The sequence below is a fragment of the Pseudomonas sp. NFACC04-2 genome (assembly GCF_900119265.1).
In the GTDB taxonomy this organism is placed as follows: Bacteria; Pseudomonadota; Gammaproteobacteria; order Pseudomonadales; family Pseudomonadaceae; genus Aquipseudomonas; species Aquipseudomonas fluorescens_AA.
In genome coordinates this window covers 1-15313 of sequence record NZ_FPJC01000043.1, presented here as the reverse complement: position 1 = coordinate 15313, position 15313 = coordinate 1, and the positions used below count along the sequence as shown (strand labels likewise).

Below are 15313 nucleotides of genomic sequence, written 5' to 3'. Positions count from 1 at the left end.
CTCGACGGTCAGTTCCGGACGGTTCAGGTAACCTCGTGCCACCTGCACCCCGCCGATGTAAATCTCCCCGGCCACGCCCATGGGCACCGGTTGTCGATGGCCATCGAGCAGGTAGATCCGGGTGTTGGCTATCGGCTTGCCGATCGGCGTGCTGTCCGGCGTCTCCGCCCCCGCGCAGTCCCACGCCGTCACGTCCACCGCCGCTTCGGTCGGACCGTACAGGTTGTACAGGCTGGTGTGCGGCAATTGCGTCTTGAAGCGCCGCACCAGATGCCCCGGCAATGCCTCGCCGCTGCACATCACCCGCACCAGACCTTCGCACTGACTTGCCTCGCCATGGGCCAGGAACACATCGAGCATCGACGGCACGAAGTGCAGTGTGGTGATGCCCTGGGCCTGGATCACTTCGCGCAGGTACGCCGGGTCGCGATGCCCACCCGGGCGGGCCATCACCAACCGCGCACCGCTGAACAGCGGCCAGAAGAACTCCCACACCGACACGTCGAAGCTGAACGGGGTCTTTTGCAGCACCGCGTCGGCGGCGGTCAAGCCGTATTCGTCCTGCATCCACAACAGGCGGTTGACCACCCCGCCATGCTCGTTCATCACGCCCTTGGGCAGGCCGGTGGAGCCCGAGGTGTAGATGACATAGGCCAGGTGATTGGCATGCAAGCCTTCGACCTGCGGATTGTGGGTTGGCTGGATCGAGAAACCCTCCTCGTCGGCCGCGTCCAACAGCATGACCCGGGCAGCGGTGCTCGGCAGGCTGGCCTGCAAGGCACGTTGGGTCAGCACCACCGTTGGCGCACTGTTTTCCAGCATGTAGGCCAGGCGCTCCAGGGGATAACCCGGATCCAGCGGCACATACGCCGCGCCGGACTTGAGGATGCCCAGCAAGCCCGCGACCATGTCCACGCCACGCTCCACGCAGATTGCCACACGGTCGTCCGGGCGGATGCCCAGGGCGATCAGGCGATGGGCAACCTGATTGGCCCGCTCATTGAGTTGCGCGTAGCTCAGTTGAGCGTCGTCGGACACCACGGCCACAGCGTCCGGGCACATATCAACGCGTACCTCGAACAGGCCGTGCAAGGTCACGTCTTGCGGGTAATCGACCACCGTGGCGTTGAACCCGTCCAGCAGAGACTGGCGCTCGCTGTCACCCAGCAACGGGATCTGCGCCACGAGTGCCTGCTCGTCAGCGACCATGGTGCGCAGCACGCACTCCAGATACCCGAGGTAGCGTTCCATCGTGGTCTGATCGAAGAGCGCCGTGGCGTATTCCAGTGCCCCGAACAGGCGCCCGTCGATCAGGGCCATGTCCAGCAACACGTCGAATTTCGCGGTGCGGCTGGTCACACCCAGCCCTTGCAGCGACATGTCGCCCAGTTCCAATCCCGTGGCTTCGTTGTTCTGCCATGACAGCATGGCCTGGAACACCGGGCTATGGGACAGGCTGCGCAATGGCCGGACCACCTCCACCACCTGTTCGAACGGCAGGTCCTGGTGCGCCTGGGCATCCAGGGTCCGAACCTTCACTTGTTGCAACAAGGCTTGCACCGTCAGCTCATCCGCCACATCGACGCGCAGCGCCAGCGTGTTGACGAACAGGCCGATCAAGCCCTCGACTTCCGCCTGCATGCGGTTCGCCACCGGCGTGCCGATGACAACGTCGTGCTGGCCGGAGAGGCGACTGAGCACCGTGGCCCAGGCGGCCATGACCGTCATGAACAAGGTGGCGCCATGGCGCTGGCTCAACGCCTTGAGGCCTTGGGTCAGGGTTTCGTCGAGGACGACCCCCACCGCGGCGCCGGCGTGATCCTGCTGTGCAGGCCGTGGCCGATCGGAAGGCAACGTCAACAGGGCCGGTGCATCGGCCAGGGTTTGCCGCCAGAAGCGTTCCTGTTTGTCCAGGACCTCCCCGGTAAGCCAGCGCCGCTGCCAGAGGGCATAGTCCGCGTACTGAATCGGTAACGCCGGCAACGGATCGTCCTGCCCCTGACGGAACGCCTCATACAGCACGCCCAACTCATGGGTCAGCAGATCGGCGGACCAACCGTCCGAGACGATATGGTGCAGGGTGATCAACAGCGCATGATCATCGTCCGCCATCCGCACCAGTCGGCCACGTACCAGCGGGCCGTGGGCCAGGTCGAAAGCCTGGCGAGCCTCTTCCCTGGCCAGGGCCTGCAGCTCGGTTTCGGCGTCCGCTCGCCCTGCCAGGGCCTGCAACTGCAACGCAAAACCGACATCGACCGGGGCAATGCGCTGCTCTACTTCCTGCCCCTGCGCCTGCACAAACGTGGTGCGCAAGGCCTCGTGGCGGGCCACGATACGGTCCAGCGCACGCTTGAGGGCCGAAGTATCCAGCGCGCCTCGCAGGCGCAAACCGGTGGGGATGTGATACGCCGCACTGCTACCGTCCAGTTGCGCCAGGAACCAGAGACGCTGCTGGGCGAAAGACAACGGCAACGCCTGTTCGCGGGACACCGGCACGATACCCGGTCGGGTGCTGCGCGCCGCCTCGGAGAGCACCTGGGCCAGCGCACTCAATTGCGGCTGGGCAAAGACATCCCTCAGGTTCAGTTCCACGCCCAATTGCTCGCGCACCTGGGCGATCAAGCGCATCACCAGCAAGGAATGCCCACCCAGTTCGAAGAAGTGATCGTGGCGGCCCACCGACTCGACCTTGAGCAGGGCTTGCCAGATCTGCGCCAGAACGATTTCCGTGTTGCCCTGAGGCGCTTCATGGGCGCGGCTGGCGTACGCCTCGGCATCGGGTGCCGGCAACGCCTGGCGGTCGAGCTTGCGGTTCGGCGTCAGCGGCAGCGCCGCCAGGCTGACGAACGCGCCAGGCAGCATGTACTCGGCCAGTTGCATCGACAACTGCGCGCGCAGGGTCGCCGCGTTCAGGTTCGCTCCAGCCTGCGGTACCACATAGGCCACCAGGCGTTTGTCGCCCGGCGTGTCTTCGCGCACGATCACCGCCGCTTCCTTGACCCCGGCACAGTCGCCCAGCCGGGCCTCGATCTCGCCCAGTTCGATCCGGAAGCCACGGACTTTGACCTGGAAGTCGTTGCGCCCCAGGTATTCGAGGCGTCCGTCCGGACGATAACGGGCCAGGTCGCCGGTCTTGTACAGGCGCGCATCGGGCTGGTCGCTGAACGGGTCGGCCAAGAAGCGTTCGGCGCTGATGGCGTCAAGGTTCAGGTAGCCGCGCGCCACACCGTCGCCACCGATGAAGATTTCCCCCATGACCCCGAACGGCACCGGCTGGCGGTGCGCATCGAGCAGGTAGATACGGGTGTTGGCCATCGGCCTGCCGATGCTGGCATTGCCCAGGATGCCATCGACCGCGTCATGCTCCATGTAGGCGGCCGTGCAGGACACCGTGGCCTCGGTCGGGCCATAGGTGTTGACCAATCGGGTATGCGCGGGACGAACCGCGTCCCACATCTGCAATTTCTGCGTCGACAAGGCGTCACCGGTGACGTTGATCAGCCGCACGTCGCGCAAATGGTCCCGCGCCTGGGCCGGTGAGTTGTGCCATTCGGCCGCGAGGGTATGCCAGTGGGCCGCCGTCAGGTGCAAGAAGGTCGGACGAATATCACCGTTTCGTTGCAACTCGACACTGCCAAACAGCCGCCGGGTCGGCGCCAGGGTGGCGCCGGCCAGCAGCGCCGGGAAGATCTCTTCCACCGACAGGTCGAAGTTCAGGGTGTTCTGCTGCAGCACCGTGTCGGCCGGTGTCAGGCCGAACAAGCGGACCGCATCGACGCAGTAGTTGACCAGGCCCCGGTGCTCGATCATCACCCCTTTGGGGTTGCCGGTGGAGCCCGAGGTGTAGATGACGTAGGCCAGGTGGCGCACGCCCAGAGACGCAATGAACGGATTATCGTCGCGACCGGCGGCAATACCGCAACGCACGCGCTCGGCGCGGTCGAGCAGCACCACCGGCACCGCCAACGCGGGCAGACGACCTAGCAACTCACCTTGGCTCAGCAGCGCCACCGGGGCACTGTCGGCGAGCATGTAGGCCAAGCGTTCGGCTGGAAACGCCGGGTCGAGCGGTACGTAACCGGCACCGGCCTTGAGAATGGCCAACAGACCGATGAGCATGTCGGCACCGCGTTCAACGCAGATCGCCACCCGGTCATCCGGGCGGATGCCCAGGCCGATCAGATGATGAGCCATCTGGTTAGCCTGGCGGTTCAGTTCGGCATAACTCAGGCGCTCATCACCGAACACGACAGCGATGGCGTCCGGTCGGGCCTCGACCTGGGCTTCGAACAACTGGTGGACCGTCTGTTCGCGTGGGTACGTGGCCTGGGTCGCGTTGAGGCCGGCCAACAAATGCTCACGTTCGGCGTTGTCCAGCAGCACGATCCGTTCGATCAGGGTCTGATCACTGGCGACCATGGCCCGCAGCAGGCGCTCGAAGTAGCCGAGGTAACGCTGCACCGTGCTCTCGTCGAACAACGCCGTGGCGTATTCAAGGGCACCAAACATCTGCCCTTGGATCTCGCTCAGCTCCAGGGACACGTCGAATTTGGCAACGTTGCTTGCCGCCCCCAGGCCTTCGAGTTTCAAATCCCCCAGCACCAGTTCGGTGTTGTCATGGGTCTGCCACGACAGCATGGCCTGGAACAGCGGGCTGTGGGCCAGACTGCGCACCGGCTTGAGCACTTCCACCACTTGTTCGAATGGCAGGTCCTGGTGGCTGTAGGCGTCGAGGGTGGTGGCCTTGATCTGTTCCAGCAACTGGTCGACACGGGCGTGGGCCTGGACGTCGATGCGTAGGGCCAGGGTGTTGACGAAGAAACCGATCAACCCTTCGACTTCCGACCGCGTGCGGTTGGCCACCGGCGAGCCGATCACCACTTCATCCTGGCCCGAAAGCCGGCTCAACAACGCCCCCCAGGCCGCCATCATGGTCATGTACAAGGTGACGCCGTGGCGCTGGCTCAGGGCCTTGAGGTTCGCGGTCAACTCGGCATCGAAGGCCACCGGCAATGTCGCCCCGGCATAGCCCTGTTGCGCAGGACGGGCACGGTCGGTGGGCAGCATCAACAAGGCTGGCGCATCGGCCAGGGCCTGTCGCCAGTAATCGCTTTGGGTTTGCAGCACCTCGCCGCTCAACCAGCGACGTTGCCAGACAGCGTAGTCGCTGTACTGCACCGTCAACGCCGGCAGTGGATCGTCCAGGTCATGACGAAACGCTTCATAAAGTGCCGTCAATTCCTTGATCAACACGCCAATGGACCAACCGTCCGAGACGATGTGGTGCATGGTCAGCAGCAACACATGGTCCTCGCTGCCGAGGCGGATCAGCCGGCCCCGGATCAATGGACCCTGTTCCAGGCTAAAGGTATCCGTGGCTTCCTGCGCCGCCAGTGCGTGCAGTTGGCCCTCGGCATCGGCCTGGTCGCAGAAGTCATGGTGCAGTAGCGCGAACCCGACATCGGCGGGCGCGATGCGCTGCCGAGCCTCCTGTCCCCGCACCTGCACAAAGGTGGTACGCAAGGCCTCATGGCGGGCGACAATACGGTCCAGTGCCCGCTGCAAGGCGAGGCGGTCCAGCACCCCGCGCAAGCGCAGCCCGGCGGGTATGTGGTAGGCCGCGCTCGCCCCTTCCATCTGTGCCAGGAACCATAGGCGCTGCTGGGCGAACGACAAGGGCAACTCGTCTCTTCGAGAAACCCGGACGATCTCCGGCAACGTGCTGCGCCCGGCAACGGCCACTGCCTGCGCCAACCCCATGAGCTGGGGCTGGGCGAACAGTTCGGTCAGGCCCAACTCCACACCCAGGCGCAGACGCACCTGGGAAATCAATTGAATCGCCAGCAACGAGTGGCCACCCAGCTCAAAGAAATGGTCATGACGACCAACCTGTTGCAGGCCCAGCAGGTCTTGCCAGATCTGCGCCAGGGTGGTTTCGACCTCGCCTTGCGGGGCTTCGTAGCCACGGGAAGTGACGGCATCCAGGTCTGGCGCCGGCAGGGCCTTGCGGTCGAGTTTGCCGTTCGGTGTCAGTGGCAAGGCATCCAGGCGCACGTAGGCAGCGGGTACCATGTAGGGCGGCAGTTGCGCTTGCAGGTGCGTGCGCAGGGCTTCGATGTCTACTGGCGAATGCTGGGTGAAATAGGCGACCAGGCGCTTGTCCCCCGGCACATCTTCACGAGCCAGGACCACGGCTTCGTTCAAGGCATCGTGTTGCGCGAGCTTGGCTTCGATCTCCCCCAGCTCGATGCGGAAACCGCGGATTTTCACCTGGTCGTCATTGCGGCCCAGGTATTCGATGTTGCCGTCCGCCAGGTAGCGGCCCAGGTCGCCCGTGCGATACATGCGGGCGTTTACAGAGCTGCTGAACGGGTCCTTGAGGAAGCGTTCAGCCGTCAGGTCATCACGATTGAGATAACCACGAGCGACCCCGGCACCACCGATGTAGATTTCGCCCGGAACGCCCAGTGGCACGGGTTGTTTGTGCTCGTCCAACAGATAGAACTGGGTGTTCGCCACCGGTTTGCCGATGTGTGCGGCAAACCCGTCTTCCCGGGCCATCGATACCCAGCTTGAATAGGTCGTGGTTTCCGAAGGGCCGTAGAGGTTGCACAGGCGTTTGACCTGGGTCTGTTCGAACAGGGTTTCCACCAGGCTTCGCTTCAAGGCTTCGCCGGCGACGTTGACCGTATCGACGCCCTCGCCCAATCCGCCGGACTCCAGCAAGGCCTTGAGCGCCGAGGGCACGGTGTTGATCAAAGTAATGTCGTGCTTGCCCTGTTGCAGTTCCAGCACATTAGTGACCACTTCGATGCTGCCACCCGAGGTCAGCGGCGCGAAGCACTCGTAGACCGCCAGGTCGAAGTTCAACGAAGTCGAGAACAGGGTTTTCGACAACGTGGCGTCATCGAACGAACGATGAGCCCAGGTCAGGAAGTTCACCGTGTTGCGGTGTTCGATCATCACGCCCTTGGGCAGACCGGTCGAACCTGAGGTATAGATGACATAGGCCAGGTGCGACGAGGTCAAGCCCGGCACCTGCGGATTGGGCGCCGCCTCGTCCTGCCAGAGGCCTTTGTCGAGGTCGATCACAGGTACCGCCGTCTCGCCCAGCAAGCTGCGTGTAGTTCCTTGAACCAGGATCGCCGCCGGGGCGCTGTCTTCCAGCATGTAGGCGATGCGATCCAGCGGATAGGCCGGATCCAGCGGCACATAACCGCCGCCAGCCTTGAGGATCGCCAGCAACCCCACGACCATGTCGATACCGCGTTCGACGCAGATCGCCACCCGCGAATCGGGCTGCACGCCCTGCTTGCGCAGGTAATGGGCCAAGCGGTTGGAGAGCCCATTGAGTTCACGATAATTGAACTGACGCCGGCCATGGCGCACCGCCACGGCATCCGGCGTGCGCAGTACCTGGGCCTCGAACAGGCCATGGATGGTCTGCTCTTGCGGATAGTCAGACTGGGTGGCGTTGAAGTTCACCAGCAACTTTGCGCGCTCTGCTGCCGGCACAATCGGCAATTCACGCAACGCCCGTTCAGGCGTCTGCTCCAATGCTGTCACCAGGCTTTCCAGCGCTGTATGCATGTAACCGCAGACACGTTGGGCACCCACTTCGACCACTGTTTGAGCGGTGAACCGGAAGCCTTCGCCCAGGTCGTCCACGTTCAGGCACAACGGATAGTTGGTGCGTTCTTCCATGTGCAGGGTTTGCATCCCCTGCCAGGCCGAGATGGCCTGATCGGACACCGCTTCAGCCGCGCTGTGTCGATAATTGAGCAAGGCGCTGAACAATGGCAGCGAGGTCGGTACACCACTGCAGCGCTGCGCCAGGGACAACGAGGCGTGTTCGTGCCCCAGCAAGGCCGACAACCGGCCATGGGTCGCCTTGACACCGGCACGGGCGCCTTGAGCGCCGACACTGACACGCAATGGCAACGTATTGATGAACATGCCCAGGGCTCGATCGGCCCCGTCGCCACCCTGCATCCGTCCCATCAGCACGGTGCCGAACACCACCTCTTCACGGCCCGAAACCCGCCCGACCACATGCCCCCAGGCCAAGTGAACCAGGCTTGCCGCGCTCACACCGAGCTGACGGGCCTGGGCCCGCAGGCGCTGCGCCAGCGCAGCATCCACGTCCTGATGTGCTTCTTCGATACCGCTGCCATCACCCTGCACATCCTGCAAACCGAACGGCAACGTTGGCTCATCGATATCGCTGAGCATCTCGCGGAAAAACGCTTCGTGCTGTTCGCGACTGACCCCCAGTCGCGCCTGGGCCACATGGTTGCGATACGGCACGGCGGGCGCAAGCAAGTGCGCCTGGCCCAAGAGACTGGCCTGCATCTCGTGCACCACGACCTCAAGCGCCGTGTGATCCAACGCCATGTGATGGAACAACAGCATGCCGACCCACCGCTGATTCGCCACATCCTGGGCAAAGGCAAAGCGCATCAACGGTGCCTGGGCGATGTCGAGACGGTAATGACGCGGATCGAAACGCCCGTGCAGTTGCTGCACCACCTCGCCCCCCGCCGGATCCACCTCGATCTCTTCCAGGTCCAGGGTCGCATGGCGCCATACCACTTGCACCGGTGCTTCCAGGCCTTGCCAGACCATGCTGGTGCGCAAGATGTCATTACGCGACACCACGCTCTGCAAGGCCTGGGCAAAAGCTTGCAACCGTTCGCGGTTGTCAAAGCCGAACAGCACCTGCAGCACGTAGGGGTCGCCCTGCTCCGCGGCAAGGTGGTGGTAGAGAATCCCCTCCTGCAGTGGCGCCAGGGCATAGATATCCTGCACATTCGTCACGCCACCCGGCACCGTGGCCACGATTCGGTCGATGGCGTCCTGGTCCAGGTCAGCCAGGGGCAACATGTCCGGGGTGATCCGCGTACAGCCATCCGGAATCGCATTGCCCGGCACCACGACCTCCCTGACACCGCCCACCGCGGCGGCCAACGCGGCCAGCGTCGGCTGGCCGAACAGCACCCGCACATCGGCGGCCAGGTCGACCTGGCGCATACGTTCGATCAGTTTCACGGCCAGCAGCGAATGACCGCCCAGCTCGAAGAAATTGTCGTGACGACCGACCCGTTCAAGCTTGAGCAAATCCTGCCAGATCCGCGCGATGGTCGTCTCGACCTCACCTTGCGGGGCTTCGTATTCACGGCTGATCACTGCCGAATGATCTGGCGCTGGCAAAGCCTTGCGGTCCAGTTTGCCGTTGGTGGTCAGCGGGAACGTTTCAAGGATCACGAAGGCGCTGGGAACCATGTGCTCCGCCAGCGACCGCAACAACTGTGTACGCAGGTCGACCGCTGACGGTTGCGTACCTTGCGCGGCAATCACATAAGCCACCAGGCGTTTGTCGCCCGGCTCGTCCTCGCGAGCTATGACCACTGCCTCGCTAACCCCCTCGCAGGCGGTCAAGGTCGCTTCGATCTCGCCCAGTTCGATCCGGAAACCACGGATCTTCACTTGGTCGTCATTGCGACCCAGGTACTCGATGCTGCCATCCGCCAGCCAGCGACCCAGGTCACCGGTCCGGTACATCCGCGCATTCGGCTCGGGGCTGAACGGGTTGTCGAGGAAACGCTCGGCAGTCAGTTCGTCGCGGTTCAAATAACCACGGCTGACACCCGCGCCACCCACGTACATCTCACCCACCACGCCCACCGGCGCCGGCTCACGCTGGGCATCGAGCACGTACAGTTGCAGGTCGGGAATGCGCTTGCCGATGGGGCTGACACTCGTCAACTGCGCGTCGGCCGCTTCAAGCGGACGGTAAGTCACATGCACCGTCGTTTCAGTGATGCCGTACATGTTCACCAGTTGTGTCCCGGCATTGGTCGCACGGGCATACCACGGCTTGAGCATGCTGGTTTCCAGCGCCTCACCGCCAAAGATCACCTGGCGCAGGCTGTGGCGCTGGTCGCTCTCACCCTGGGCCACGATCAGTTGCCGGAAAGCGCTTGGCGTCTGGTTCAGCACGGTCACACCGGCCTCGCACAGCAGCGCGTAGCAATCTTGCGGAGAACGACTGACCAGTTGCGGCACCACCAGCAAGCGGCCACCGTGGGTCAACGCGCCCCAGATTTCCCAGACCGAGAAATCGAAGGCGAAGGAATGAAACAGGGCCCAGACGTCCTGCGGACCAAAATCGAACCAGGGTTGGGTCGCCGAGAACAGCCGCGCGACGTTGCGATGCTCGACCATCACGCCCTTGGGCAACCCGGTCGAACCCGAAGTGTAGATCACATAGGCCAGGTGGCTGGAGTCCAGGCCCGGCACTTGCGGGTTGGCGACGGGTTCGTCCTGCCAACTGCCGTCGTCGAGTTGCAGCACCGGCATCGAGACGCCCGCCAACAGACGATGCGTGGCGGTGTGGGCCAACAACGCAACCGGCATACTGTCACGTAACATGTAGGCAATGCGTTCCGTCGGGTAGGCCGGGTCCACCGGCACATAACCGGCGCCGGCCTTCAGGATCCCCAACAAACCGACGATCATGTCCAGGCCACGCTCGACACAGATCGCGACCCGGTCATCCGAGCGAATACCCTGCGCCAACAGGCGATGAGCGACCTGGTTGGCCCGGGCGTTGAGCTCGCCGTAGGTCAGCGTTCGTTCCTCGAACATGACCGCCATGGCCTCGGGCTGTGCCGCGGCCCAGACTTCAAACTGAGCATGGATGAGCGCGTCCTGGGCGAATGCGACGCCCGTGCCGTTCCAGCTCTCGAGCAATTGCCGACGCTCGGCCGGCGGCAGGATCTTCAACCCGCTCAAAGGAGCCAACGGCGATTGCTCCAGCGCCTGCACCAGATTCTCCACAACGCATTGCACATAATTGCAAACACGCTCGGCACCAATGGGCGCCTGGGCCATGACGGTCAGGTTGAAACCTTCACCCAGGTCATCCACCGACAACGTCAACGGATAGTTGGTGCGCTCTTCGCCTTCCAGCGTCTGGATCCCCTCCCAGGCCGCAATGACTTCACTGGAAGGCGCCTGCGCACCGAGATGGCGATAGTTGAGCAGCGCGCTGAACAACGGCGCCGGTGCAGCTACGCCACTGCAGCGCTGCGCCAGGACCAACGAGGCATGCTCGTGCCCCAGCAGCGCCGTCAAGCGTGCATGGGTCGACTTGACGGCGGCACGCACACCTTGCGCGCCCAGGCTCACCCGCAACGGCAAGGTGTTGATGAACATGCCCAATGCACGGTCGGCGCCTTCACCGCCCTGCATGCGCCCCAGCAGCACGGTGCCAAAGACCACGTCTTCCTTGCCCGACACTTTGCCCAGCACCAGCGCCCAGGCCAGGTGATACAAGCTTGCCGCGCTCACGCCAAGCTGACGCGCCTGTACGCGCAGACGCTGGCCAAGCTGGGCATCGACTCTCTGGCGGACCTCCTCGATGTCGTGCCCGTCACCCTGCACATCCTGCAAACCGAAGGGCAGCGTCGGTTCAGCCACATCACCCAGCATGTCACGGAAAAATGCTTCATGTTCCTCGCGGCTGACGCCGAGCCGCGCCTGAGCCACGAAGTTTCGATACGGCACCGAGGCCGCCAGTCCCTGTTCGCCGCCGGACATGTGCACGCCAATTTCCGCAGCGAGCATGGCCAGCGAGGTCGCATCATCGACCATGTGATGGAACAACAGCATGCCCACCCAGCGGTTGTTCGCCACGTCTTGTGCGTAGCCAATGCGCATCATCGGCGCCTGACGAATGTCCAGGCGATAGTGGCGCGGATCCAGACGTTCGCGCAGTTGTCGGGCGATATCCCCCGCCGCAGCGTCCAACACGATCTCATCGAACCCCAGCCGCGCCTCGCGCCAGACCACTTGAACCGGTTCGTCAATGCCTTCCCAGACCACGCCGGTGCGCAGGATGTCATGCCTGGACACCACGCTTTGCAGTGCCTTGGCGAAAAGATCCAAGTGGGCACGGCTGTCAAAAGCGAACAGGATGTATTGCAGATAAGGATCACCTTTGGCCGCCGCGACGTGGTGATACAGAATGCCCTCCTGCAGCGGCGTCAAGGCATAGATGTCCTGCACATTGCCCACGCCACCGGGCACCGTCGCCACGACGCAGTCGATCTCGTCCTGGCTCAACGTGGCCAGCGGCAACATGTCCGGCGTGATCCGCGAACAGTCGTCCGGGATGAGGTTGGCCGGCACCCGGACTTCCTGGCAGCCACCCACCGCGGCGGCCAGCGCCGCCAGCGTCGGCTGGCCGAACAGCACGCGGACGTCGGCCGCCAGGTCGATCTGGCGCATACGTTCGACCAACTTCACCGCTAGCAACGAGTGGCCGCCCATTTCAAAGAAATGGTCGTGGCGGCCGACCCGCTCAACGTGCAGCAGGTCTTGCCAGATCCTGGCAATGGCGATCTCGACCTCACCTTGAGGGGCCTCGTATTCACGGGTCACCACCGACGACTGGTCCGGCACCGGCAATGCCTTGCGGTCCAGCTTGCCGTTGGTGGTCAACGGGAACACCGTCAACATCACGAATGCACTGGGCACCATGTATTCGGCCAGCGAACCTAGCAGTTCGTCGCGCAGCTCGGCGGCCGATGGCGGCTCGCCTTCCTCGGCAATCACATAGGCCACCAGGCGCTGATCGCCCGGCGTATCCTGGCGCGCCACCACCACGGCCTCCCGCACACCATTGCACGCGGCCAGCTTGGCTTCGATCTCGCCCAATTCGATGCGGAAACCACGAATCTTCACTTGGTCGTCGTTGCGGCCCAGGTACTCAATGCTGCCGTCCGCCAGCCAGCGACCCAGGTCGCCGGTCCGGTACATCCGTGCGTTCGGCTCGGGGCTGAACGGGTTGTCGAGGAAACGCTCGGCGGTCAGTTCGTCACGGTTCAAATAACCACGACTGACCCCGCCGCCGCCCACGTACATCTCGCCTACCACTCCCACCGGCACCGGCTCGCGCTGGGCGTCGAGCACGTACAGTTGCAGGTCGGGAATGCGCTTGCCAATCGGGCTGACGCCGGCCAACTGCGCGTCGACCGCGTCAAGCGGACGATACGTCACGTGCACCGTCGTTTCGGTGATGCCGTACATGTTGACCAACTGCGTCCGGGCATTGGCCTGGCGGGCGTACCACGGCTTGAGGATCCCGGTTTCCAATGCCTCGCCACCGAAGATCACTTGCCGCAGGTGGTGATCCAGGTCGCTTTCACCCTGGGCCGCGATCAATTGGCGGAAAGCACTCGGCGTCTGGTTGAGAATGGTCACACCCGCTTCGCACAACAAGGCATAGCAGTATTGCGGTGAACGGCTGACCAGTTGCGGCACAACCAGCAAGCGGCCACCGTGGGTCAAGGCGCCCCAGATTTCCCAGACCGAGAAGTCGAAGGCAAAGGAATGGAACAGCGCCCATACATCTTGCGGGCCAAATTCGAACCAGGGCTGGGTTGCCGAAAACAGCCGCGCGACGTTGCGATGCTCGACCATCACGCCCTTGGGCAGGCCGGTGGAACCGGAGGTGTAGATCACGTAGGCCAGGTGGCTGGCATTCAGGTCTGCCACATCGGGATTGTGCCGCGGTTGCTGGCTGATTTCGCCGGCGTCGGCCGGGTCGAGCACCAGGGTGGGCACCGGCAATACCGGCAGGCTGTCGCGCCATTGCGACTGGGTCACCACCGCCACGGGGTTGCTGTCATGCAGCATGTAGGCGATGCGTTCGGGTGGATAAGTCGGGTCCAGCGGTACATACCCCGCGCCGGCTTTCAGGATGCCCAGCAGGCCAATGATCATGTCCAGGCCGCGCTCGACACAGATGGCGACCCGATCATCCGGACGAACACCCAGAGCCACGAGGCTGTGGGCCAGTTGGTTGGCGCGGGCATTGAGCTCACCGTAGGTCAGTGCCTGGTCTTCATGCACGACGGCCACGGTGTCGGGTTGAGAAGCGGCCCAGTCCTCGAATTGCCGATGGATCAGGGCATCGTCGGCATACGCGACGTCGGTCGTGTTCCAGGTTTCGAGCAATTGCCGGCGCTCGGCCGGAGGCAGGATCGCCAACGCGTGGAGCGGGGTTTGCGGTGCCTGCTCCAGGGCCATGACCAGGTTTTCCAGGGCCACCTGCATATAACCGCAAATACGTTGCGCACCAATGGCGGTATCGACCATTGCCGTGAGGAAGAACCCGTCACCCAGGTCATCCACGTTGAGGGTCAAGGGATAATTGGTCCGCTCATCACCGCCCAGCGCGTCGATTCCGCTCCAGGCCGACAGGGCGTCCTGGGTCACCTGGACCGCGCTGTGGCGGTAGTTGAGCAAGGCGCTGAACAGTGGCGTCGGCGCCACCACGCCACTGCACCGTTGCGCCAGTGCCAACGAGGCATGTTCGTGGCCCAGCAAGGCGGTCAAGCGCCCGTGAGTGGCCTTGACGCCGCTGCGCACGTCCTGGGTGCCCACATCCACCCGCAACGGCAAGGTGTTGATGAACATCCCCAGGGCGCGGTCGGCCCCGTCGCCGCCCTGCATCCGGCCCAACAGGACCGTACCGAACACCACCTCCTGCTTGCCCGATACCTTGCCCAGCACCTGCGCCCAGGCCAGGTGCACCAAGCTGGCGGCACTCACCCCCAGATGGCGTGCCTGCACCCGCAGGCGCCTGGACAGTGCAAGATCGACAGGCTGGCGATCCTCATCGATGTCATGCCCCTCACCCTGCACGTCCTGCAAGCCAAAAGGCAACGTCGGCTCGTCGATATCGCCAAGCATCTCGCGGAAGAACGTTTCGTGCTCTTGTTCGCTCGTGCCCAGGCGGGCCTGGGCCACGTAGTTGCGATAAGGCATCGCTTCGCCCAACTGCTCGCCCTGCCCCAGCAAATGCATTTGCATTTCATGTTGCATCACATCCAGGGCGGTGTGGTCCAGGGCCATGTGGTGGAACAACAGGATCGCGACCCAGCGATCCTGGGCCTCGTCCCGGGCGTAAGCCAGGTGCAACAACGGTGCCCGGCCCAAATCCAGGCGACTGTGGCGCGCATCGAAACGGCTGGCCAATTGTGTGGCGATGTCGCCGGCCGTGGCATCGAGAACGATGCATTGCGGCGCCAGCAGCACCTGGCGCCAGACCACTTGCACCGGCTCATCCAAGCCTTCCCAGACCACACTGGTGCGCAAGATGTCGTGGCGATCGATCACCACTTGCAGTGCGCCGATGAAGGCATCGAGGCGTTCACGGTTGTCGAAGGCGAATTGCGATTGCAACACATAGGGGTCGCCCTGCTCGGCGGCCAGGTGGTGATAGAGGATGCCTTCCTGCAACGGC

The 15313-nt window shown here is 63.7% G+C and carries 1 protein-coding gene; it reads right to left on the bottom strand.

Translation table 11 applies throughout. The annotated features are described in order from the left end of the window. Nucleotides 1–15313: non-ribosomal peptide synthetase (locus BT125_RS28015; RefSeq protein WP_139271823.1), on the bottom strand; the 15313-nt coding region annotated here is incomplete at both ends.